This window comes from Lutispora sp. (assembly GCF_041687175.1).
GTDB lineage: Bacteria > Bacillota > Clostridia > Lutisporales > Lutisporaceae > Lutispora.
In genome coordinates this window covers 1-1,407 of sequence record NZ_JAWLCK010000145.1, presented here as the reverse complement: position 1 = coordinate 1,407, position 1,407 = coordinate 1, and the positions used below count along the sequence as shown (strand labels likewise).

At 40.4% G+C, this 1,407-nt stretch carries 1 protein-coding gene and 1 tRNA gene; one reads left to right on the top strand and one right to left on the bottom strand.

Annotated elements, in window-relative coordinates; all coding sequences use genetic code 11:
• Window positions 1–277: 277 nt before the first annotated feature.
• Window positions 278–368, bottom strand: a tRNA-Ser gene (locus ACESM9_RS13860).
• A gap of 211 nt (window positions 369–579) precedes the next feature.
• Between ACESM9_RS13860 and ACESM9_RS13855 the strand changes: the two genes are divergently transcribed.
• Window positions 580–1,407 (top strand): AI-2E family transporter (locus tag ACESM9_RS13855; protein WP_372999893.1); only part of this gene is annotated, 828 nt, incomplete at its 3' end.

The window sequence follows — 1,407 nt, the reverse complement described above, 5'->3', positions numbered from 1 at the left end:
TCAACCCTCTCTCAAATACAATTAAAAAAACCACAATATTCGCTAATATCGAACTTTGTGGTTGAATAATCATATATGGCGGAGAGAGAGGGATTCGAAGCCGGGTTGCCGGCAGCCATAATTTGGTCAGTGAGTCATGTTTATTTGAAGCATATGAGATACCCGATTCATACATAATGTTCGGCCATTCTTTGAGGGTTCTCAACCCTCTCTCAAATACAATTAAAAAAACCACAATATTCGCTAATATCGAACTTTGTGGTTGAATAATCATATATGGCGGAGAGAGAGGGATTCGAACCCTCGGACCGCGTTAACAGTCACACGATTTCCAGTCGTGCGCCTTCGACCAACTCAGCCATCTCTCCATTTGTTGAGCTGTTGCTCGTACTTTAGTATTATACTAAATAAGTCATTAAATATCAACAGTATTTTGTTTGCTGTTTTACAATATTTCGCTAATTTGCTGAATGTCTTGCTATTAAAATGGCAAATTGTGTGATAAAGTAGTTATAATATCATGTGGATATTATGTGAATTATCAGTGTGTGTAATACAATACGAAAGAGGAATGGATCTATGAAATTTTCTTTTGACAGGACCCTTGTAAAGTACAGTATATATATCGTGGTGCTTGCAACCATACTATATATAATATACAGGATAGTTTCCAATCTGGAGCTTATATTGAGCACTGTCATGGGTGCTTTGTCCGGTCTGCTTGTGGTTCTGGCACCCTTTATAATAGCGTTAGTCATAGCATATCTGCTTCATCCTGTGGTGTGTTGGATAGAGTGCAGAGTGATGAGCAGCAATAGGTTTTTCGCTGGAAAATCAAAAAATGCAAAAAAACAACAGCAGTTAAAACGGACCATAAGTGTCCTGCTTACATATCTGGTGGTTATCGGGCTCATTGTCATACTGCTGTACAGCACCTATGCAATGATTGGGGGGCAGATCAGCAGGCAGGTTGATTTTAATGCGATTATCGAGTCCATTTCCAGTTATTCCGAAAGGTACAATCAGATATATGAGCAGCTGCGGGTATGGCTGGAAAACAGCGGCTTGTCGGAAAATCTGAAACAGCAGTTCATAAAAGCTGCGGACAGTGCCAATGAGATAGTGGGCTCTGCCATATCCAAGGCCTTTGATCAGATAAGAGGGGTCGGAAGCAATATTGTCAATGTAGCTTTGGGACTCATATTGGCCTTCTATATATTGAAGGATCTGGAGTACTTCAAGGGACTCTACAGGGATACTTTGAATGCGGTTGTGAAAAAACGGCATAATGAAAATTTCAGCAGTCTGATGACTGATATCAACTCCATAGTATCAAGCTTCATAAGAGGGCAGCTGCTGGATGCCTTGATCGTAGGCATACTGAGCTCCATTGGATTGTCACTTATA